The sequence below is a fragment of the Aureimonas sp. AU40 genome, from assembly GCF_001463785.1.
In the GTDB taxonomy this organism is placed as follows: Bacteria; Pseudomonadota; Alphaproteobacteria; order Rhizobiales; family Rhizobiaceae; genus Aureimonas.
The window spans coordinates 58349-78777 of sequence record NZ_BBWL01000010.1 but is presented as its reverse complement, the minus strand read 5'-3'; the positions used below and the strand labels follow the sequence as shown (position 1 = coordinate 78777).

General features: G+C 66.2%; 16 protein-coding genes. 3 read left to right on the top strand and 13 right to left on the bottom strand.

Features of this window, described 5'->3' with window-relative positions; translation table 11 throughout:
• Positions 1-37: 37 nt before the first annotated feature.
• Both hydA and AUL32_RS03985 read right to left on the bottom strand, forming a co-directional pair.
• Positions 38-1486 (bottom strand): dihydropyrimidinase, encoded by a 1449-nt coding sequence (gene hydA / locus AUL32_RS03990; protein WP_062111950.1) that lies wholly within the window; start codon positions 1484-1486, stop codon positions 38-40.
• Between the two features lie 27 nt (positions 1487-1513).
• Positions 1514-2761 (bottom strand): Zn-dependent hydrolase, encoded by a 1248-nt coding sequence (locus AUL32_RS03985; RefSeq protein WP_062111948.1) that lies wholly within the window; start codon positions 2759-2761, stop codon positions 1514-1516.
• 232 nt (positions 2762-2993) lie between these two features.
• Here AUL32_RS03985 and AUL32_RS03980 point away from each other — a divergent pair, with 232 nt between their 5' ends.
• Positions 2994-3641 (top strand): TetR family transcriptional regulator C-terminal domain-containing protein, encoded by a 648-nt coding sequence (locus AUL32_RS03980; protein ID WP_156421313.1) that lies wholly within the window; start codon positions 2994-2996, stop codon positions 3639-3641.
• 20 nt (positions 3642-3661) lie between these two features.
• Here the strand turns inward: AUL32_RS03980 and AUL32_RS03975 are convergent, their stop codons facing one another.
• The 3 genes from AUL32_RS03975 to AUL32_RS03965 form a co-directional block, all read right to left on the bottom strand.
• Positions 3662-6049 carry a putative bifunctional diguanylate cyclase/phosphodiesterase gene (locus tag AUL32_RS03975; RefSeq protein ID WP_156421312.1) on the bottom strand — a complete coding sequence of 796 codons (2388 nt, stop codon included), beginning with the start codon at positions 6047-6049 and terminating at the stop codon, positions 3662-3664.
• Between the two features lie 300 nt (positions 6050-6349).
• Positions 6350-7693, bottom strand: coding sequence for an NAD-dependent dihydropyrimidine dehydrogenase subunit PreA (gene preA / locus AUL32_RS03970; protein ID WP_062111943.1), 1344 nt, complete (start codon positions 7691-7693; stop codon positions 6350-6352).
• 32 nt (positions 7694-7725) lie between these two features.
• Positions 7726-9132, bottom strand: coding sequence for an NAD(P)-dependent oxidoreductase (locus AUL32_RS03965; RefSeq protein ID WP_374700917.1), 1407 nt, complete (start codon positions 9130-9132; stop codon positions 7726-7728).
• A 368-nt stretch (positions 9133-9500) separates the two neighbouring features.
• On the opposite strand from AUL32_RS03965, the gene mprF reads away from it, so the two are divergent.
• Positions 9501-12077: a bifunctional lysylphosphatidylglycerol flippase/synthetase MprF gene (gene mprF, locus AUL32_RS03960; protein WP_062112110.1), complete on the top strand. Its 2577-nt coding sequence runs from the start codon at positions 9501-9503 to the stop codon at positions 12075-12077.
• A complete protein-coding gene (locus AUL32_RS03955; protein WP_062111940.1) occupies positions 12074-13507 on the top strand; it encodes a virulence factor family protein in 1434 nt (477 codons plus the stop codon). The genes mprF and AUL32_RS03955 overlap by 4 nt, the downstream gene beginning before the upstream one ends.
• A gap of 51 nt (positions 13508-13558) precedes the next feature.
• On the opposite strand, the gene AUL32_RS03950 is transcribed toward AUL32_RS03955, so the two are convergent.
• From AUL32_RS03950 to AUL32_RS03915, 8 genes are all read right to left on the bottom strand, one after another.
• The gene (locus AUL32_RS03950; protein ID WP_062111938.1) at positions 13559-13933 is read right to left on the bottom strand and encodes a DUF423 domain-containing protein; all 375 of its coding nucleotides are present in this window, start codon (positions 13931-13933) and stop codon (positions 13559-13561) included.
• A gap of 136 nt (positions 13934-14069) precedes the next feature.
• Positions 14070-14480: a monovalent cation/H(+) antiporter subunit G gene (mnhG, locus tag AUL32_RS03945; RefSeq protein WP_061975109.1), complete on the bottom strand. Its 411-nt coding sequence runs from the start codon at positions 14478-14480 to the stop codon at positions 14070-14072.
• A complete protein-coding gene (locus tag AUL32_RS03940; protein WP_061975107.1) occupies positions 14477-14845 on the bottom strand; it encodes a cation:proton antiporter in 369 nt (122 codons plus the stop codon). The genes mnhG and AUL32_RS03940 overlap by 4 nt, the downstream gene beginning before the upstream one ends.
• Positions 14842-15315 (bottom strand): Na+/H+ antiporter subunit E, encoded by a 474-nt coding sequence (locus AUL32_RS03935; RefSeq protein ID WP_061975104.1) that lies wholly within the window; start codon positions 15313-15315, stop codon positions 14842-14844. Before AUL32_RS03935 ends, AUL32_RS03940 begins: the two co-directional genes overlap by 4 nt.
• Complete coding sequence (locus AUL32_RS03930) at positions 15315-17003, bottom strand: proton-conducting transporter transmembrane domain-containing protein (RefSeq protein ID WP_062111936.1); 1689 nt, start codon at positions 17001-17003, stop codon at positions 15315-15317. Before AUL32_RS03930 ends, AUL32_RS03935 begins: the two co-directional genes overlap by 1 nt.
• A gap of 112 nt (positions 17004-17115) precedes the next feature.
• Entirely contained in the window at positions 17116-17493 is a 378-nt protein-coding gene (locus tag AUL32_RS03925) for a Na+/H+ antiporter subunit C (RefSeq protein WP_061975100.1), read from the bottom strand.
• Positions 17494-17505: 12 nt separating this feature from the next.
• Complete coding sequence (locus AUL32_RS03920) at positions 17506-17925, bottom strand: MnhB domain-containing protein (protein ID WP_061975098.1); 420 nt, start codon at positions 17923-17925, stop codon at positions 17506-17508.
• Positions 17922-20297 carry a putative monovalent cation/H+ antiporter subunit A gene (locus AUL32_RS03915; protein ID WP_062111934.1) on the bottom strand — a complete coding sequence of 792 codons (2376 nt, stop codon included), beginning with the start codon at positions 20295-20297 and terminating at the stop codon, positions 17922-17924. Before AUL32_RS03915 ends, AUL32_RS03920 begins: the two co-directional genes overlap by 4 nt.
• Between the last annotated feature and the right edge of the window lie 132 nt (positions 20298-20429).

Here is a 20429-nt window from a genome sequence, read left to right as displayed (position 1 = left end):
GCCGTTGCTCTCGCCTCCTCTGCACCAACGCCCTGGTTCAAACGCCGGCGGGAATGCCGGAACGCTCGACCTTGCGCGGCGCGGTGAGTTCCTTCCAGGTCGAAAGCGCCTTGGCAACAGGCGCGTTGGCGGGGCGCTGGACGAAGCGTCCCTCCCCCGTCTCGGCGCGGATCTCGCCGTTGCGATAGGCGATTTGCCCGCGCGACAGCGTGACGGCCGGCAGGCCGGTCAGCTCGAAGCCTTCGAAGACGTTGTAGTCGATCGCCGAATGCTGTGCGGCGGCCGAGACGGTCTTGGTTGCCGCCGGGTCCCAGATCACGAGATCGGCGTCGGCGCCGACCAGAATGGCGCCCTTGCGCGGGTAGATGTTGAGAATCTTGGCGATGTTGGTGGAGGTCGCGGCGACGAACTCGTTCATCGTCAGGCGCCCGGTGTTGACGCCGCGCGTCCAGAGCACCGCCATCCTGTCCTCCAACCCGCCCGTGCCGTTCGGAATCTTGGTGAAGTCGCCAAGCCCGAAGCGCTTCTGCGCCGAGGTGAAGGCGCAATGGTCGGTGGCGACGACCTGCAGCGAGCCGGACTGGAGCCCCGCCCAGAGCGAATCCTGGTGCTTTCGGTTGCGGAAGGGCGGACTCATGACGCGGCGGGCGGCATAGTCCCAGTCGGGATTGGCGTATTCGCTCTCGTCGAGGGTCAGGTGCTGGATCAGCGGCTCGCCGAAGACGCGCATGCCCTTGGCCCGCGCCCGGCGGATTGCCTCGTGCGCCTCCTCGCAGGACACATGCACGACATAGAGCGGCACGCCGGCCTGATCGGCGATCATGATGGCGCGGTTGGTCGCCTCGCCCTCCACTTCCGGCGGGCGGGAATAGGCATGAGCCTCCGGCCCGTTGTTTCCCTCGCCCAGCAACTTCTGCTGGAGAAAGGCCACCACGTCGCCGTTCTCCGCATGCACCAGCGGCATGGCGCCGATCTCGGCGCAGCGCGAGAAGGAGGCGAACATCTCGTCGTCGTTCACCATCAAGGCGCCCTTGTAGGCCATAAAATGCTTGAACGTGTTGATGCCCTCCGCCACCACCTTCGGCATGTCGGCGAAGACCTCCTCGCCCCACCAAGTAATGGCCATGTGGAAGGAATAGTCGATCCGCGCCTTCCCGGCCTTCTGGTGCCACTCGCCCAGCGCGTCGATCAGTCCCTGGCCCGGCGCGGGCAGGCAAAAGTCGACCACCATGGTCGTGCCTCCGGCTAGCGCAGCCGCCGTGCCCGTGTCGAAATCGTCGGAGGAATGCGTGCCCATGAAGGGCATTTCGAGATGGGTGTGAGGGTCGATCCCGCCCGGCATGACATAGGCGCCGGAGGCGTCGATCACCTCATCGCCCGAAAGATCCGGCCCGATCGCGGCGATGCGCCCATCCTCCACCAGAAGATCGGCGCGGTAGGTCAGATCGGCGGTGACGATCGTGCCGCCCTTGATCGCGATGCTCATGCGTCGAACTCCCGGGTTTCTTTGGACTCAGGCGGCAATGCCGGCAGTTTCCACCACCGCGCCGAGCAAGACGTCGACGCCCTGCTTGGCCCAGTCCTTGGTGATGGCCTCCGCCTCGTTGTGGCTGAGCCCGCCTTCGCAGGGGCAGAAGATCATGGCCGTCGGCGCGACGCGGTTGATCCAGCAGGCATCGTGGCCTGCGCCGGAGACGATGTCGCGGTGGCTGTAGCCGAGACGACCGGCCGCCGCGCGCACGGCATCGACGCAGCCCGCGTCGAAGACGACAGGGTCGAAATGGCCGACTTCCTCCACCTTCGCCTCCAGGCCGAGTTCGGAGGCAATCGCCGCGATCCCCGCCTCGATCTCTTCGCGCATGGCGTAGAGCACCATCTTGTCCGGCGAGCGGATGTCGACCGTGAAGGTGACCCGGCCGGCGATGATGTTGCGGGAGTTGGGATAGACCTCGATATGGCCGATCGCGCCCACCGCGCCCGGCTGGCGTGCCATGGCTGCTGCGTGGACGAGTTCGGTGACGCGCGCGAGGCCCAGCCCGGCATTGCGGCGCTTGGGCATGGGCGTCGAGCCGGTGTGGCTTTCCAGGCCGGTCAGCGTCACCTCCAGCCAGAACAGGCCCTGACCGTGCGTCACGACGCCGATTTCTACGCCCTCGTCCTCCAAGATGGGACCTTGCTCGATATGCAGTTCGAATAAGGCATGGATCGAGCGGTCGCCGATGGGTTCCGTGCCCTCCCAGCCGATGCGGGCCAGTTCGTCCCCGAAGCGCTTGCCCTTGGCATCCACCCGGCTCTTGGCCCAGGCCTCGTCGTGCAGCCCCGCGAACACGCCTGAGGCCAGCATGGCGGGGGCGAAGCGCGTCCCCTCCTCGTTGGTCCAGTTCACGATCACCAGCGGGCGCTTGGTGCGGATGCCGAGATCGTCCAGCGTGCGGGCGACTTCCAGCGCGCCGAGCACGCCCAAGACGCCGTCATAGCGCCCGCCTGTCGGCTGCGTGTCGAGATGCGAGCCCATATAGACGGGGTCGAGATCGGGCTCGGCGCCTTCGCGACGCAGGAACATGTTGCCCATCGTGTCGACCGCCAGGGTGAGGCCGGCCTGCCTGGCCCAATGGGCCAGGAGGTGGCGCCCCTTGCCGTCGGCATCGGTCAGGGCCTGCCGATCGTTGCCGCCGGCGATCCCCGGGCCGATCTTCGCCATCTCCTCCAGCGTGGTCCACAGCCGGTCGCCATTGCACTGGAGATTGGAAAGAAGGCTCATACGATCCACGATCCCTGCTTGCTGGCCGGCGCGAGGTTCGGACCCAACATCCCTCGCCGCTCGGCCGAGGCTCCGTCAGGCGAGGCGGGCCTCGACATCAGCCGTTTCCCGATTGTTGACTATATGGTCAAAAGGGAGGCTAGAAGCTCGGCGGAAGACGGTCAAGGCGCATTTGCATGATTCGAGAGCAGGTCATCACCGCGCAAAAAGATAAGGCAAGGAAGGCTTGACCATGGATCAGCCGCTCCGCCCCGAACGCCCGGCGACACGCATCCAGACCGCCAATCGCGAGGCCATCCTGGCCGCCGCCCTCCCGATCTTCGCGACCTATGGCTATCGCGGCACGACGATCGACCAGATCGCCAAGCGCGCCGGCATGTCGAAGCCCAATCTGCTTTACTACTTCCGGCGCAAGGAGGAGATCTACGAGGCGCTGCTCCAACGCACCCTTACCGAATGGCTGGCGCCCTTGCGTATGCTGGAGCGAGACGGCGACCCGGAAACGGAGCTGCGCCAGTATATCGGCGCTAAGCTGCGCATGTCCTTCGAGCAGCCCGAGGCCTCGCGACTCTTCGCCAACGAGGTGCTGAACGGCGCGCCCGTGATCCGCCCCTTTCTCGAGACCGATCTGCGAGCGCTGGTCGAGGCGAAGGCCGAGGTGATCGCGCATTGGGTGGAGCGGGGGAGGATCGCTTCCGTCGACCCCGTGCATCTGATTTTCCTGATCTGGGCGACCACGCAGCACTATGCCGATTTCGCGGCCCAGATCGAAGCGGTTCTGGGCGATCGGGCCAAGAGTCGCGACTTCTTGACGGAGACGACGGAGGCGGTACTCGCAATCGTCCTCAACGGCGTTTCCCGCGCCGAGGCTAGGAGTTAGGCCGCCGCGCCGCCTTGCAATCAGGCCCGCAGGGCGGCTGAGGGCACGTCCAGCGGCGTGGAGGGTCCGAAGCGACCGTCCTGGAACCCCTCCCGAACTTCCACCAGTATCTTGGCGAGATCGCTTGCCGGGCGGGGCGGCGAGAAGAGATAGCCTTGCATCTCCTCGCAGCCTTCGCTCTCCAACACGCGCATCTGCTCCACGGTCTCGACACCCTCGGCGATGACCGAAAGCTTCATGGACGCGCCGAGGCCCAGCACCGCGCGAACGATCGCCATGTTCTCCCGACGCGTGAGATCGCGCACGAAGGACTGGTCGATCTTGATCTTGTCGAAGGGGAAGCGGCTGAGATAGCCGAGCGAGGAATAGCCGGTTCCGAAATCGTCCATCGAGATCGTGATTCCCATCCGACGAAGCGCATTAAGAATGTCCAGAACCTTATCGGCGTCGGAGAGGAAGAGCGACTCCGTCACTTCCAATTGAAGACGCTTGGGGTCGAGCTTGGTCTCCGCCAGGATGTCGCGCACGTCGGCCACGATGTTGCCGGAATCGAACTGTCGGGGCGAAAGGTTGATCGACAGGCTTAAGCCCTCGGGCCAGCGGGCGGCCTGCCGGCAGGCGTCGCGCAGCACGAACTGCCCGAGCGAGACGATCAGCCCGGTTTCCTCCATGATCGGAATGAAGACGCCGGGCGAGACGCGGCCGCGCGTCGGCGAGTTCCAGCGCACCAGCGCCTCGAAGCCCGACACGCGCCGACGCTTGGAGTCCACGAAGGGCTGGAAATGCAGCTCGAACTCGCTCCGCGTCAGCGCCTCGCGCAGATCGCGCTCCATATCCTGGCGCCGCTGGTGCTCCTTCTGGATCTCCGGCGCATAGACGCAGAACGGGTCAGTGCTGCGCTTCTTGGCGGTTTCCAGCGCGATCTCGCAGTCCCGCATCACGGTGCGCGCGTCCATGCCGCCGCCGGGGGCGATGTCGGGAACCACGCCGACGGCCAGACGGATCGTCAGCGGACGCCCGGCCACGGCGATCGGCCGCCGAGCGAAGTCCTGCACGATGCCGCGGCCGAAGCGCTCCGGTCCCATCGCCTCGCCGGCGCCGGGCAGGATGAGGCCGAACTCGTCGCCCGCCAGACGCGCGGTGATGCTGTCCGGCCCGGCGAGGGTGCGAAGGCGCTCGCCGACCTGACGCAGGAGGTCGTCGCCGGCGATCAGGCCCAGGGTCGTGTTGACGTTCTTGAAGGCCACGACGTCTATCACGAAGACCGAGATCGGGTCGGCTCCGGTGTGAAGCGCCTTTTGCAGCGCGTTGTAGAAGGCGTCCCGATTGGGCAGGCCGGTCAAGGAATCCTGCAGGGTCAGCCGTTCCAACTCGCGCTGGGCGCTCTCTTCCCCGGCCAGTTCGTCGAACACGGCGATGATGCCATTGTCGATCGGGTTGGAATGGCAGCGGATCCGGCAGCTCGACCCGTCTTCCAGTTCCAGGACCTCGTCTTCCGTGCCGGCCAGCAGCGCCGCCGCCAACCCCGGATGCTCGGACCACGAGGCCACCGCCGTTCCCGCCCGAAGGCCCGGGAAGAGGCGAAGGAACTCCTGGTTCGCGTCCGTCAGCCGGCCCTTGTCGTCGACGAGGCAGAGCGGCTTGCGCAAGGCGTCCAGGGCCACGCGCAAGCGCTTCTGCTGGCGCTCGACCGTCGCCAGGAGATGGGCGGCCGAACTGTTCTTCTGCAGGCGGGACGAGCGATCCTTGTGCTCGATCACCGTTTCCACGAAGCGGATGGCCGCTTCCAGATCCACCATCATGTCGCCCGGCAGAGCGCCTTTTCCCGCCATCGCGCCGCCACCGACCATACGCAGCGCCGACGCGGCGTTTCGGATGGGGCGCGAAATGCTGCGGGAGAGATAAGCCAGAAGGAGGAGACCGATGACGAGGCCGGATGCGCCGCCCGCCAGCACCGCTCGGTCGATGGCGTGGCGCTCCCGCAGGGACAAGTCGCGCATCGCGATCAGATCCCTGCGGATCACGTTGATCGCGCCTTCCACATCCCGCACGATGTCGGCCAGCTCTCGCTTGACGAAGCGATGCGTGACATCGCCGTCGGCGGTGCGGAGGCGGTTGATGGAATAGAGCAGCGTGTCGAGCTGGTGGGTCAGGTCACCGTCGGGCAGCGAACCGATGGCGCCGCGCACGCTGCCGACAATATCGGTCAGCCCCGTCAGAAGCGCCGCGCCGTCATCACTCTGCAACGCGCCGGAGTGGGTCAGGGCCGTCGGCGTGTCGACAAAGCGCTTCTCCAGATCGTTCAAAGCGCGAGACGCCTGTTCGAGCCGGTCGAGCGGATCGATGCCATGGTCGAACATGGCCGTCGCGATGTCCGCCGCGTCGCGATTGCTGCGAAGCACCAACATTCCGACGAACCCTGCCAGAAGCGCGATGAGGAGCGCGCTGACAAGAAGTTTGGCGTTTATCGATTTCACAACACCAACTCATGCTCCTGCCGACGATCGACCAATCGATGGCCGACCATCTTCGACTTTCACCTTGAGCTTCGCATCATGACATTAGTGTTCCGTTACAGCCGGCCTGCTTGGGATCGTCGCATCGGCAGGAAGACACCTGAAATTGATAGGGAAAAGGCCGCCGTACCCGGCGCGCCGAGAGTCTGACCACACGCCATGCGCTCACACGAACGACGAGGTTTCCGTCCGTCATTCCGCTGCGTCGGGCAGCACCATCGGCTCGGGTGCGAACTGAATCGTCTCTCGTTTCAATGGGTTGTTGGGATGGACCGTCCAGTTGGAATAGTCCGGCGGGATGGGCAGGCCGGTGCGCGGATCATGGCCGGTGATCTGCTCCATTGTGATGCAGCTTTCAACCGGGCAGACATTGACGCAGAGGTTGCATCCGACGCAGTCGGCGTCGATCACCTCGAAGTACCGCCGTCCTTCCACCTGATTCGTGATGGCCTGATGCGACGTGTCCTCGCAGGCGATGTGGCATCGCCCGCACTTGATGCAGAGGTCCTGGTCGATGCGGGCCTTGGTGACGTAATTCAGGTTGAGATACTGCCAGTCCGTGACGTTGGGCACGGCACGGCCGCGAAAATCCTCGATGGTGCGATAGCCCTTCGTGTCCATCCAGTCCGACAGGCCGGCCGTCATTTCCTGCACGACCTTGAAACCATAGGTCATAGCTGCGGTGCAGACCTGCACGTTCCCGCAGCCGAGCGCGATGAACTCCGCCGCATCCCGCCAGGTGGTGATGCCGCCGATGCCGGACATGGGCAGGCCGTATGTTTCGCGGTCCCTGGCGATCTCGGCCACCATGTTGAGCGCGATGGGCTTCACCGCCGGTCCGCAATAGCCGCCATGGCTGCCGCGCCCGTCGATCGTCGGCGTCGGCGCGAAATTGTCGAGGTCGATCGAGACGATGGAGGAGATCGTGTTGATGAGCGAGACCGCATCGGCCCCGCCGCGTCGGGCGGCGCGGGCGGGATAGCGGATGTCGGTGATGTTGGGCGTCAGCTTGACGATGACCGGCAGGCTGGAATGCTGTTTGCACCAGGCGGCGACCATCTCGATATACTCGGGCACCTGGCCCACGGCCGAGCCCATGCCGCGTTCGGACATGCCGTGCGGGCAGCCGAAATTGAGTTCCACCCCGTCGCAGCCCGTATCGGCGACGCGCGCGAGGATCGCCTGCCAGCTCCGCTCCTCGCAGGGCACCATGAGCGAAACCACCACGGCGCGGTCGGGCCAGTTGCGCTTGACTCGGGCGATCTCCTCGAGATTGAGGTCCAGCGAGCGGTCGGTGATGAGCTCGATATTGTTGAAGCCGAGCAGGCGACGGTCCGGCCCGTGGATCGCGCCATAGCGCGGCCCGTTGACGTTGACGACAGGGTCGCCCTCGCCCAGCGTCTTCCAGACGACGCCGCCCCAGCCGGCCTCGAAGGCCCGCTGGACATTGTATTCCTTATCGGTCGGCGGCGCGGAGGCCAGCCAGAAAGGGTTGGGCGAGCGGATGCCGATGAAATCGGTCGCGAGGTCGGCCATGATCTTGGGTTCCCAATCGTCCGGGGTGAGGCTCAGCGCGCGGCGGCGGCGAAGGCCGGCGCGGATACGGCTTGCTCAGGGGTCGTGAGGGCCGCGTTTCGCAATGCGGCGTCGATCGAAAGCGCGGCGCGCTTGCCGTCCTCGACCGCAACGACGGTCAGATCCTCGCCGCCAGCCACGCAGTCCCCTCCAGCCCAGACGCTGGGAAGGCTGGTGCGCCGCTCGGCATCGACGCGGATGCGCCCGCCTTCCAGCGCCAGCCCCGCCGCCTCGGGCTCCAGCCCCTCCAGGCGAAACTGCTGGCCGATCGCCTTGAACACCTGATCGGCCTCGATCGTCACCGTTTCGCCGGTCGGCTCCAGCCGCCCGTTCACGAGGCGCGTTCGCTCCATCTCGATGCCCCGCACATGGCCGTTTTCGGCGAGGATGCGGCGGGGCGCGAGATGGCAGCGAATCTGCACGCCGCGCGTCTGCGCGATCTGCTGTTCGTAGAGCGAGGCGTTCATGCTCTCGCGGCCACGCCGATAGGCGAGCGTCACCTCTTCCGCGCCCAGCGCCTTGGCCTGCACGGCTGCGTCCACCGCCGTCATGCCGCCGCCGATCACCACGACGCGCCGTCCGACCGGCAGATCCGAGAGGTCCCGTGTCTGGCGCAGGTCGGCGATCCAGGCGACCGCATCATGCGCGCCGGCGCTCGCCTCGCTCTCGAGGCCGAGCGCGTTGACGCCGGCGAGGCCGAACCCCAGAAACACCGCGTCGAAACTCTCGCGCAGCTCGTCCAGATGCAGGTCGCGCCCGAGCGCACGCCCGTTGATCAGCTTGATGCCGCCGATCGCCAGAATGAAGTCCACCTCAGCCTGGGCGAAGCCGTCGGTCGCCTTATAGGCGGCGATGCCGTACTCGTTGAGGCCGCCCGGCTTCTCCCGCGCGTCGAAAAGGGTCACGTCATGGCCGAGCTGGGCCAGACGATGAGCGCAGGACAGGCCCGCCGGCCCAGCGCCGACCACAGCGATGCGGCGGCCCGTCTGCCCGGCGCGCTCGAACGGATGCCGCCCCGCCTCGATCAGGTGATCGGTGGCGAAGCGCTGAAGCAGGCCGATGCGCACCGGCTTGCCCTCCGCCGCCTCGCGCACGCAGGCCTCCTCGCAGAGCGTTTCCGTCGGGCAGACGCGGGCGCACATGCCGCCCAGAATGTTGGCCTCAAAGATCGTCTTCGCCGCGCCGACCGGGTTGCCCGCCTGAATCTCGCGAATGAATAGCGGCACGTCGATCGAAGTCGGGCAGGCCTGCATGCAGGGCGCGTCGAAGCAGAAATAGCAGCGATCCGCCTCCACCAGCGCCTCGTGCGCCTCCAGCGGCGGATGAATGTCGGAGAAGCCCTGGGCGAGCAGATCGGGGCCGAGCCGACCGGCGGCGATGTCGGGAGAGGTCATGCGGATTTCGGACATGGGAAACCCTTCTGGACGAGATGGCACGGCGCTTTCGACGGCGCCGGAAGTGGCGGTCCGAAAGGCGATTGCGGCATGACGGCGGAAGATTTCGGCGCCTCGTCGGCCCCGAGTTTCGAACCGTTCCAAATCAGAATGCTTCGAAGATTCGGGACCGTCAAAAGTTTTTATCGTTTGGTCAAAAATAAAGAAATGACTGCCTTTCCCTGCGGCAATGCATCTAATTTTCATGCTCGATCGATAAGCGTCCGTCCTGAAATTTACGCAATCGCGCCGCATGGGCTTGCTCAAGCGGTGCGACGGGGTAAATGCCCATCGCTCCGGCATGGCCGGACAATGCGGGACCATTGGGAATCGACATGACCACCGAGGCCAAAGCCGAACGTCATTCCGCTCGCGCCTGGCGCAGATATGTCCCCGCCGCGCTGGGGCTCGCCATCACGGTGGCGGCCTTCGCGGCGCTCGGCAGCATGGTCCACACGCTGACGCTCGATCAGGTTCGCGGCGCGGTGAACGCGGTGTCGGGGCTCGACCTGATCCTGGCCCTCGTCTTCACGGTGATCTCCTTCGCCGCCGTCTCGCTCTACGACGTGGTGGCGGTGGAGACTATCGCGCCGGGGCGCGTGTCGAAGCCCGTCGCCGCGACGGTGGGCGCGGCCGGCTACGCCATTTCCAACGCGCTCGGCTTTCCGCTCTTAACCGGCGGCGCGCTGCGCTACCACGTCTACAAGTCGGGCGGTATCGAGCTTGCCGATATCGGCCGCATCGTCGGTACGTCCTGGTTCGCGCTCTGGTTCGCGCTCGCCATCATGCTCGGCGTCGCGCTGATCGTCGATCCGCAGGGCGTTCCCGTGTTCCGCGACGCTGGCCCGGTGGTGGACGCGGCGATCGGCATCATTCTCGTGGCGCTGGTCGCCGGCTTCGTGGTCTGGCTGTCGGGCGGCGAGCGCACGGCCCGCTTCGGCAAGTTCACGCTGCCCCTGCCCTCGCACAAGGGCGCCATCGTCCAGCTCGTCGCCGGCATCATCGATGTCGGCGCGGCCGCCGCGACGCTCTACGTTCTTATGCCGGCCGACACGGTCGACAGCTTCATTCTCTTCGCCCTGGTCTTCTCGGTCGCCGTGGTGGTGGGCGTCGCGTCCAGCGCGCCCGGCGGCCTCGGCGCCTTCGAGGCGACCATCATCGCCAGCCTCGGCCTGTCGCAGCGCGCCGATGTCGTGGCCGCGCTCCTGGTCTATCGCCTGATCTACACGCTGCTGCCGCTTCTGGTGACGGTCGCCGGCCTTCTCGTGGTGGAGGCGGTGCGCCGGCGCGGCGTGATGAAGGGGCCGATGAAGGAGCTTTCTCGCGCGCTGGAGCCCATGGTGCCGCCGGCCACGGCGGTTCTGGCTTTCGGCGGCGGTCTCGTTCTCCTGTTCTCGGGCGCGACGCCCGGCCAGGAGAAGCGCCTCGATCTTCTCAGCGACTTCGTCCCCCTGCCCTTCATCGAGATGTCGCATCTGGCGGCGAGCTTCGTCGGCGTCGCGCTTCTGGTGGTCTCGCGCGGCCTCGCCAAGCGCCTCTGGCGCGCCTGGGTCGTGGCCTTCGGCCTGCTCGTGGCCGGCGCCGTCTTCTCGATCTCGAAAGGCCTGGACTGGGAAGAGGCCTTCGTCCTCGTTCTCGTCGCCGGCCTTCTGATCGGCTTCCGCCACGCCTTCTATCGCCGCTCCATGCGCGGCCTCTTCGCCGTCAACTGGAGCTGGTTGGCGGCGGTTTCGGCAACCGTGATCGCCAGCGTCTGGCTCGGCTTCTTCGCCTATCGCCATGTCGAATACGCCAACACGATGTGGTGGGATTTCGCCCTTTCGGCGGATGCGCCGCGCTTCCTGCGCGCCAGCGTCGTCGCCTTCGTGGTGATCGCCTTCGTCGGGCTGGATGTCGCCATTCATCGCCGGACCGACCGCATCCAGCGCCGCAGCCGCATTCCCGACGACGTGTCGCCCATCGTAGACGCCTCGCCCAACACCAACGCGGCACTGGCGCTCCTGGGCGACAAGCGCTTCCTCTTCTCGCCGGACAAACGCGGCTTCGTCATGTACGCACGCTCGGGCGGCAGCCTGATCGCGCTGGGCGAGCCGATCGGCCCGCCCGAGGTCGTGCACGATCTGGCCTGGGCCTTCCGCGACTTGGCGGATGCGCAGGCCGAGCGTCCGGTCTTCTACGAAGTCTCGCCCGAAAGCCTGCCGCTTTTTCTCGACATGGGCCTCGTCGCCCTGAAGCTCGGCGAGGTCGCCCGCGTCGATCTCACCACCTTCTCCGTGGAAGGTGCCAAGAAGCAGGACCTTCGCACCGCGACGCGCCGGGCCGAGCGCGAGGGCTTGGTCTTCTCGGTGATCTCGCGCGAGGAGGTCGTGGCCAGCATGGACGAGCTGCGTGCCGTGTCCGACGCGTGGCTCGAGATGAAGTCCGGCACTGAAAAGGGCTTCTCGCTCGGCTATTTCGACCGGGCCTATCTCTCGCATTTCGACATGGCGGTCCTGAAGAAGGACGGGGCCATCGTCGCCTTCGCCAATATCTGGCGCGGCGCGAACAAGGAAGAAATCTCGATCGACCTGATGCGCTTCCTGCCCAATGTCTCGAAAGTGATCATGGACGCGCTCTTCGCAAAGCTCATGCTCTATGCGAAGGACGAGGGCTACAAATGGTTCAACCTGGGCGCCGCGCCCCTGTCGGGCCTGGTGGACCGGCGCGGCGCCTCGCGCTGGAACCGCTTCGGCTCCTTCCTTTATCGGCGCGGCGGCTCCTTCTATCGATTTGACGGGCTGAAATCCTTCAAGCAGAAATTCGCGCCCGTCTGGACGCCGCATTACCTCGTCTGTCCTGGCGGCTTCGACACAGCCAAGGTTCTGGTGGACGTGACGACCCTTATCTCCGGCCGACCCAAGCAGGATTCATGAAGCGAGCCCCTCTTCTTCTCGCCGCTCTTCTCACACCGATCCTTCTGGGTGGGGTGGGGGCCGGCATTCTTCTGTCGCGCGTCAAGAGCAACGCCGCCGCCGCCGTGCCCGCCGCCGTTGTCACCTACGAAAACATGGCCGGGGTTCCCGTCTTCGAGCCGGACAGCGATCCGGTCGGCCTGACCGTGCTCCTGTCCGACGAGGGCGGGATCGCGCGCGAGGACCGCGAGCTGGCGGCCAAGCTCGTGGACGGCGGACAGATCGTCGTGCAGATCGATCTCGTTCGCTGGCGCGCCGCGCTGGAGGAAGGGATCGAGGACGGCGACGACTGCATCTATCTCGGCTCGGATATCGAGGGCATCGCCAAGGAAGCCCTGCGCGCCCTGGAGCTTCAGACCTATTTCCACCCCGTCGTGGTCGGGCGCGGAGTGGGCGGCACCGTCGCCTATGCGGCGGTGGCCGATACGCCGGCCGCGACCATGGCCGGCGGCGTCGCGCTGAACGCCGCCCCCTCGGCCCGCTCGACGCTTCCGGTCTGCGCCGGCGCCAAGGCCACGCCCGCCGGGCGCGGCGGCTTCGCCTACGATCGCACGGCCGACCTGATTCAGCCCTTCGTCTTCATCGAGCCCGAGGGCCATTCGACGGACCTCGCCCCGACCGCGCCTTACAAGGCGGCGACCGTGGTAGCGAAGGACCCGGCGACCGCCATGGACGCCGTGGTCGCGGCGGCCGACAACATCAGCCAAGCCGACAATTCGGCCCTGCCGATCATCGTCACCAAGCCCAAGGGCGAGCCGATCGCGGTTGCGCTCTTCTTCTCCGGCGACGGCGGCTGGCGCGATCTCGACAAAACGATCGGCGACTGGCTGAGCGAGCATGGCGTCGAGGTCATCGGCGTCGACGCGCTGCGCTATTTCTGGTCGGAAAAGACGCCGGAGCAGATGGCGACCGACATGGAGACCATGCTTGGCAAGGCCAATCCCAAGCCGGGCGTTCCGGTGGCGCTGCTCGGCTATTCCTTCGGCGCCGACACGCTGCCCTTCGCCTATCCCAAGCTGCCACAGATCTGGACCGACCGGATCGACCTGATCGGCCTTCTCGCGCCCTCGCAGAAGACGGGCTTCGAGATTTCGGTCGGTGGCTGGCTCGGCATGTCGACGGGCGCGAGCGACGTGGTGAACGCACTGAAAGCCGTTCCCGTCTCCAAGCTGCTCTGCATCTACGGCACTGAGGACGAAGCGGACACCGCCTGCCTCGCGCCGCAGCTGGCCGATGCGGCCAAACTCTCGATCGAGGGCGGGCACCATTTCGACGGCAATTACGAAGCGCTCGCCGAACGCCTGCTGAACGCGATCAAGAGCGGCCCGGCCGCTGCCCTTGCCGCCCCCACGGAGGCGGCCGCCGCCACACCGTCGACGCCCGCGCGCTGACCCCAACGCCTTCGCCGCCAATCACGAGTCGGCGGCGAAGCGCCTACGCGATCAAGGTTTCCCGCCGCGCACGGGAAGCAGGGCGAGAACGCCGAGCAGCAGCCAGGACAGGATCAGCACCGTGCCGCCGGTTGGCGCGGCCATGGCGAAGAGCCGGCCTCCGGTTGCCAATCGCATCGCCAAATCTCCCGAAAACAGAAGCACGCCCGCGATCAGGCCAAGGATCGGCAAAGCCGCACCGCGCAGCCGCTCGCCGGCAAGGCTGAGCGCCAGGAGCGTCGGCGCGTGGACGAAGGCGATGGCGGCGGCGATTGCGGCGAGGCTCGCATCCCCTCCCCCATGCGCGGCATAGGCCGCCCCTGCGGTTCCTGCCGCGCCGAACAGTCCGGCGAAGCCGAGGGCGGTGCGAAAGGGCCATCGCATCATAAATGTTTTTCCAGTGTGCCGGGATCAGAGCGTTTCCACCCTTCTCAGCCCGAAACAGCCGGCGAGGCAAGCAGCCATTCCTACCCCAGCACCACCAATCGGAGCTTAGGCTGTCGGTTGGAAAACCGACCGGCGATCAGCGACGGTTGGGATCGGCCGGCCAGGAGGCCGTTTCCCTGTCGTCGCCCTGCGTCAGGGCGCTGGGCGGCGCTTCCAAGTCCTCGTCCATCTCGTCCAGCACCGAGCCCGACCACATGCGATAGCCCGCGGAATAGGCGGCTTTGCCCAGAAGGTGGGCTGAGATCGGTGCGGTGAGGAAGAAGAAGACGATGGCGGCGATGGCGCGCAGCACTTCGGCTGTCTGCACGGAGACGATAGCGAGCGCGACAAGCGCCAGGACGGAGCCGACCGTTCCCGCCTTCGAGGCGGCATGGATGCGGGTGTAGAAGTCGGGCAGGCGCAGGATGCCGATCGAGGCGACCAGCGCGAAGAGCGCGCCCATGACGACGAAGATGCCCGCCAGAATATTACCGATCGCCGCCGTCATGGCATCTGGTCCTTCTCGCCGAGAAGCTTCAGGTCCGCCTCCGGTTCCGTCGCGGCGGCGACGGGCGAGCGCTCTGTGTCGCCGCGCGCCATGATGAAGCGCGCAAACGAGATCGTGGCGAGGAAGCCGACGAGGCCGAGCGCGATGGCGATGTCGACATAAAGCGTGAAGCCGGTGTCGATGCCGATCACGGCGATGAAGCCGATCGAGGACGAAGTCAGGACGTCGAGCCCGAGCACGCGGTCCGGCAGAGTCGGCCCCCGCCAGATGCGGATCACCGTGCAGAGGAAGGAAACACAGAGGAGGAACAGCGCGACGGTCAGCGCGATATCGAGAAAGCGTTCGGAGAACTGCGCGAAGCTCATCGAAACGCCTCCAGAATGCGCCGCTCGAAGCCCTCCGCGATCTCGCGCCGCCGCTCGTCCGGGTCGGAACAGTCGAGCGCGTGGACGAAGAGCGTCGAGCCGTCCTCCGACAGGTCGAAGATCAGCGTGCCCGGGGTCAGCCCCACGAGATTGGACAGGAGGGCGATCTCGAAATCGGTCTCCACCCGGTGCTTGTAGAGGAAAACGCCGGGGCGCACGTCGAGCTTGGGTGCCAGGACCACGTTGGCAACGCGCCAGGCCGACACGGCGAGATCGTAGATCAGGAAGAGAATGAGCCCGAGCACCTTGCGGCCGCGCTGGAAATAGCCCTGCGCGCCGATCTGCTCGCGGATCAGAAAGAGCGATCCGGCACCCAGAAAGAAGCCGAACATGAGATTGCCGAGGCTGAAGCCGCCGGTGATGACCAGCCAGACCAGCGCCAGGAGAAGGTTGGCGACGAAGGGATTCATTACGGCGTTCCCCCCAGAACCACGGCGAGATAGGCGCTCGGCTTCAGGATCTGATGCGCGGCCTCGTAGGTGAGTTCGGCCAGCGGCTCCGGCCAGACGCCGACCACGACGACGAAGAGGCAAAGCGCAACCAGCGGAATGAGCGCCAAGGGCCGGCCCGGCTGCGGCGCGCGGAACACCTCCTCCGGTGGATGTCCCTCGCCGGCCTCCGCCAGCGCCGGGAGAGGCCGCCAGAAGGCCAGCGAGAAGACGCGGATGCAGGCGATGGTCAGGAGGAAGCCGGAGACGAGCACCGAGGCCGCAAGCCAAGGAAGATCGGCCGAGATGGCCGCGCGCACGAGCAGCATCTTGGGCCAGAAGCCCGAGAAGGGCGGCAGGCCGGAGACGCCGAGCAGCAGCACGAGGAACATGGCCGAGAACAGGGGATGGCGCTTCCAGAGGCCGCCCATTTCATGCAGCGATGACGAGCCGTTTCGAAAGGCCGCGACGCCAGCCGCGAGATAGAGCGCCGTCATGACCACGACGGAATGAAGGGCGTAGAACACCGCGCCCGACAGGCCGGTTGCGAGCGGCCCGTCCAGCGACACGCCGTTGTTGAAGCCTGCCCCCTCCGCCGCCTCGCGCAGCACGCCGGCCGCGCCCGTCGTGATGGCGACCGTACGCGATTCCATGACGGGCGGAATGGCGAGGCCGGCGAGGATCGTGCCGATGCCGGCGATCACGACATAGTTCAGCATGCGCCGAAGGTCGGTCTGCGACAGGGCGCCGAGCGCGCCGATCAGCATGGTGAGTGCCGCCATCCAGGCGATGACAAAGCCGAGCCCGCCGCGCTCGGGCGGAAACAGCATGAGCACGACGCGGATCAGCGCGTAGATGCCGACCTTGGTGAGTAGGCCGGCGAACAGCGCCGACACGACGAAGCGCGGCGTGTGATAGGAGGCCGGCAGCCAGAAGTTCAGCGGAAAGGCCGCCGCCTTCATGGAGAAGGCGACAAGGAAGAGCGAGGCGATGGTGAGAAGAACGCCGTTGCCCTCCAGCGCCGCCGATTTCACCGCGATGTCGGCCATGTTGAGCGTGCCGAACACGCCGTAGAGATAGCCGATGGTCAGCAGGAAGAGCGTCGCGCCGATAAGGTTCAGGAAGCAGTATTTGGTCGCGCCGTCGAGCTGCTCGCGCTCCGAACCGAGGATCAGGAGCCCGAAGGAGCCGATCAACATCACCTCGAACCAGACATAGAGGTTGAAGATGTCGCCGGTCAGGAAGGCGCCGGAGACGCCCGCCATGACCATGAACAGGAAGGGATAGAAGCCGTAACGCCGCCCCTCAGCATCGATCGAAGCGCCGGCATAGATGCCGCAGGCAAGGCCCGCGAAGCCCGCCACCGAGAGGAACAAGGCGCTGAGAACATCGGCCGTGAAGGAAATGCCGTAGGGCGGCTTCCACCCGCCCATGGCCATGGAGATCGGCCCGCCCTCGGCGATGCGCACCAGCAGCGCGAGATCGCAGACGAGCAGAAGCACGAGGCCGGCGATGGCCACGATGGGATGGCGGTCCATGCGCCGGCGCATCATCAGAAGCCCCGCCGCGAAGACGAAGCAGATCAGCACGGGCAGGATCAGGAGATACTGGTCGGGCCGGAAGGTGCCGAACACCATGGCCTCGGCGATGTAGTCGCGGGTCTCGTCCATGGCGGCCTCCTAGAGCATTTCCCGGCAAGGCGAATGAGCCTGGCCGCTGGACGATGCGGCAAGATCGGAACCCTGGATCATTTGCGATGAATTGGTCTTCATCGAAAATGCCTCAGTAGCCGAGGGGCGGCAGCCCCTCGTTCTCGGGTTCGGCGACGCGCATGTCGTTGGTGTCGTCGGTCTCCAGGTCCTGATAGGCGCGGTAGGTGAGCACGAGCAGAAAGACGAAGAAGGAAAACGAGATGACGATCGCCGTCAGGATCAGCGCCTGCGGCAGCGGATTGGCGATCGCCTGCGGCGGCACCTCGAGATGGTTGGGGATGAGCGGCGGCGCGATCGGCCCGATCCGCCCGACCACGAAGACCGAGAGATTGACCGACGTGCCGAGCAGCACCACGCCCAGCAGCATGCGGATGATGTAGGTCGAGATCAGGAGGTAGATCGAGATCGAGAAGAGAATGCCGACGAGGCCGGCCAGGGCGACTTCCATGGGGCTCTCTCCTCAGTCCGAATAGCGTTCTTCGAGCGACAGCGCGATCGCGCTGATCGCACCGACGATCACCAGAAACACGCCGACATCGAACAGAAGCGTGGTCGACAGGGCCAGTTCGCTGCCGGCGATGTCCACGAAGACCCAGAGCCCGGTCATGAACTGCGCCCGCCCGAACAGCGGCAGAAAGCCGGCCAGCACGGCGGCGATGAGGCCGAAGGCGGCATAAGCGATCGGGTGGAAATGCAGCGCGCGGCGCACCGCGTCGACGCCGCAGGCCATGCCGTAGACCGCGATGGCGGAGGACGCGATCAAGCCACCGATGAAGCCTCCGCCCGGCTCGTTGTGCCCGCGAAGCAGGACGAAGAGCGAGAAGAGCAGCATCAGCGCGGTGAGATAGGGGGCCGTGACCCGAAAGATGAGGGTTCTCATGGCTGCAACTCCCCTGCCCGGCGGCGTCGCTTGCGCGAGAAGCGCGTGTCGCTCGTCTTCACGGCGCGGATGCGCACCAGCGCCAGGATGGCGGCGCCCGTGGTCAGCACCACGGCGATCTCGCCCATCGTGTCGACGCCGCGGAAGTCCACCAGGATGACGTTCACGATGTTGCGGCCGTGCGCGATGACGTAGCTGTAGCGGGTGTAGAAGTCGCCGATCACGGTGTCGAAGGGGCGCTGCGTGATGTGCAGCAGGAAGAGCGCGAAGCCGAGGCCACCGGCGATCGCCAGGGCCGCCTCCGGCACGATGTTGCGCCAGGGCCGCCGGTCGGCCGGCATCAGCCGCAGCCGCGTCATCACCAGCGCGAGGATGGCGACCGACAGGATCTCCACCATGAACTGGGTGAAGGAAAGGTCCGGCGCGCCGAGCAGCATGAAGAGAAGCGCGACGGCAAGACCCTGAATGCCGAGCGAGACGATCGCGGTCAGGCGGTTGTTGGCGAGAACCACCACGACCGCGCCGAGCACGACGAGGCCGATCACGCCCCATTCGTAGAAATAGAGATCGGGCATGGCCGGGCGCGTCGGCAGCGAGCCGGCCCAGATCATGGTGATCCAGAGCGTCGCCACGATCACCGCGATCGTCACCTTCATGTAGATGTCGAGCCGGCCGGGCTGGAGCTTGACCGTGAGATGGAAGGCCCCGACGACCAGCGCACGCATCAACTGGTCGAAGCCCTTGTCCGGCCCCCAGCCGATGCGCCCGAGCGCATCGGCGATCAGCGAGCGCAACTGGCTGGCGCGCAGGAACAGGACGACGCCCGCCGCGACCGTGACGATCGAGAGGATCAGCGCCGGGCCGAAATGGAAGCCGAGCGCGATGTCCACCGCCACCGCACCGTCGAGCCCCGGCGGCGACATGGGATTGGAAATGAACTGGTGCGTGGTCTGCGAGAAGATCGCGGCGAGCAGGCCGACGACGCCGAGCACGATCGGCCCGATCCAGATCAGCGGCGTCGATTCATGTGCCTTGCGCAGCCCGCTCGGCATCGTGCCGGCAAATGGCTTGATCGCGACAACCAGCGCCACGGCGAACATCAGCGCGTTGCCCGAAACAGCGGCGATCGTGGTCAACACGCCCTTCAGGTCCAGCGTCGCGGTCGCGGCATAGACCTCCTCCTTGGCGAGGAAGCCGAAGAGTGGCGGCAGGCCACCCATGGCGGCGGCGCCGAGAACGGCGGCGGCGAAGGTCAGCGGCATCTTGCGCGCGAGACCGCCGAGGGCGCGAATGTCGCGTGTACCGGCGCTGTGGTCGATCGACCCCGCCACCATGAAGAGGCAGGCCTTGGCCAGCGAATGGGCGAACAGATAGAGGACGGCCGCCTCGATCGCGAGCTCCGTCCCGATGCCGATCAGCATGACGAGAAGGCCGAGCGAGGCCACCGTCGTATAGGCCAGCATGAGCTTGATGTCGCTCTGGCGCATGGCGAGGATCGCAGCGATCACCAGCGTGACACCGCCGAAGAGCGGCAGGATCAGCTCCCAGGCCAGCGTTCCGCCCATGACCGGGAACAGCCGCATGAGAAGGTAGATGCCGGCCTTCACCATCGTCGCCGAATGAAGATAGGACGAGACAGGCGTCGGGGCTTCCATGGCGTTGGGCAGCCAGACGTGGAACGGCATCTGGGCCGACTTGGTGAAGGCGCCGATCAGGATCAGGACCAGCGCCGGGCCATAGATCGACAGGGCTTTCACCGCCTCTGGCTGCCCCAGAAGCGCCGTCAGGCTGGTCAGCCCCGTCGCCTCGCGGATGAGAAGCAGGCCGGCCAGCAGCGCCAGACCGCCGCCGCCGGTGATGACCAGCGCCTGCATGGCACCGCGCCGCGCCGCCTCCTTCTCGAAATTGAAGCCGATTAGGAGGAAGGAGGTGATCGAGGTCAGTTCCCAGAAGACGAAGAGCGTGATCAGATCGTCAGACAGGACGAGGCCGAGCATCGCGCCCATGAACATCAGGATATAGGCGAAGAACCGGCCGCGCTTGGAGCCCTTGGGCATGTAGCCGCCGGAATAGAGCACGACCAGCGCGCCGATCGACAGGATCAGGAAGGCGAAGCCGAAGGACAGGCCGTCGAGCCGGAAGGCGAAGCGCACGCCGAAGCTCGGAATCCAGTCGAAGCCGAAGAGGATCGGCACACGGCTCTGCACCTGCGCGCTCTGCTGAAACAGAATCGCCAGCGCCCCAACGGGGAAGCACGCCAGAACCAGGGAACCGAAACGACCAAGAGCGATCAGCGAGAGAGGGGCTACGAGGGCGCCGATGAACGGCAGGGCGAGCACGAGATAAAGAAGTCCACTCGACAGGCTGTTCATACCGGCTCAGCGTTTCCTCGATGCACCGCCCTCTGGGCCGCTTCCAACGACCGCAACATTAGGTCGCGCCGGGCTTTGATCAAGTCGAAAGCGGCCTAGAAAATGCTCCGCAGGGTGGTGGCGGCGCGATCT

What these genes read in the sequence shown, in the direction of transcription:
- hydA (WP_062111950.1), bottom strand. Translation starts at nt 1,486, where the DNA reads ATGAGCATCGCGATCAAGGGCGGCACGATCGTCACCGCCGATCTGACC.
- AUL32_RS03985 (WP_062111948.1), bottom strand. Translation starts at nt 2,761, where the DNA reads ATGAGCCTTCTTTCCAATCTCCAGTGCAATGGCGACCGGCTGTGGACC.
- AUL32_RS03980 (WP_156421313.1), top strand. Translation starts at nt 2,994, where the DNA reads ATGGATCAGCCGCTCCGCCCCGAACGCCCGGCGACACGCATCCAGACC.
- AUL32_RS03975 (WP_156421312.1), bottom strand. Translation starts at nt 6,049, where the DNA reads ATGTTGGTGCTTCGCAGCAATCGCGACGCGGCGGACATCGCGACGGCC.
- preA (WP_062111943.1), bottom strand. Translation starts at nt 7,693, where the DNA reads ATGGCCGACCTCGCGACCGATTTCATCGGCATCCGCTCGCCCAACCCT.
- mprF (WP_062112110.1), top strand. Translation starts at nt 9,501, where the DNA reads ATGACCACCGAGGCCAAAGCCGAACGTCATTCCGCTCGCGCCTGGCGC.
- AUL32_RS03955 (WP_062111940.1), top strand. Translation starts at nt 12,074, where the DNA reads ATGAAGCGAGCCCCTCTTCTTCTCGCCGCTCTTCTCACACCGATCCTT.
- AUL32_RS03950 (WP_062111938.1), bottom strand. Translation starts at nt 13,933, where the DNA reads ATGATGCGATGGCCCTTTCGCACCGCCCTCGGCTTCGCCGGACTGTTC.
- mnhG (WP_061975109.1), bottom strand. Translation starts at nt 14,480, where the DNA reads ATGACGGCGGCGATCGGTAATATTCTGGCGGGCATCTTCGTCGTCATG.
- AUL32_RS03940 (WP_061975107.1), bottom strand. Translation starts at nt 14,845, where the DNA reads ATGAGCTTCGCGCAGTTCTCCGAACGCTTTCTCGATATCGCGCTGACC.
- AUL32_RS03935 (WP_061975104.1), bottom strand. Translation starts at nt 15,315, where the DNA reads ATGAATCCCTTCGTCGCCAACCTTCTCCTGGCGCTGGTCTGGCTGGTC.
- AUL32_RS03930 (WP_062111936.1), bottom strand. Translation starts at nt 17,003, where the DNA reads ATGGACGAGACCCGCGACTACATCGCCGAGGCCATGGTGTTCGGCACC.
- AUL32_RS03925 (WP_061975100.1), bottom strand. Translation starts at nt 17,493, where the DNA reads ATGGAAGTCGCCCTGGCCGGCCTCGTCGGCATTCTCTTCTCGATCTCG.
- AUL32_RS03920 (WP_061975098.1), bottom strand. Translation starts at nt 17,925, where the DNA reads ATGAGAACCCTCATCTTTCGGGTCACGGCCCCCTATCTCACCGCGCTG.
- AUL32_RS03915 (WP_062111934.1), bottom strand. Translation starts at nt 20,297, where the DNA reads ATGAACAGCCTGTCGAGTGGACTTCTTTATCTCGTGCTCGCCCTGCCG.